1 rRNA gene is annotated in these 249 nt (G+C 32.9%); it reads right to left on the bottom strand.

From position 1 onward, the window contains the following. Positions 1–3: 3 nt before the first annotated feature. Positions 4–120, bottom strand: a 5S ribosomal RNA gene (rrf, locus tag BN899_RS18420). Positions 121–249: the final 129 nt, after the last annotated feature.

The following is a 249-nucleotide window of genomic DNA, read 5'->3' as shown; positions in this document are numbered from 1 at the left end:
ACCACGTGGCTACGTCTTACTCTCCCAGGCAGTTGCCCACCAAGTACCATCAGCGCTAAAGAGCTTAACTTCTGTGTTCGGAATGGGAACAGGTGTATCCTCTTTGCTATTGTAACCACATTATTTTTTATATCCATTTCTTGGACAAGTATTATATTAACACTTTTTTACTAGAAAGGTCAATACTTTTTTATATATTTTATAAACATTTTAGTTTATTAAATATATAACTTAATACTCTGAAAACTG

Origin of the sequence: Faecalimicrobium dakarense (genome assembly GCF_000499525.1) — a bacterium.
Classification (GTDB): domain Bacteria; phylum Bacillota; class Clostridia; order Peptostreptococcales; family Peptostreptococcaceae; genus Faecalimicrobium; species Faecalimicrobium dakarense.
The sequence above is the reverse complement of the archived record's forward strand: the minus strand, read 5'-3'. Positions and strand labels throughout refer to the sequence as shown.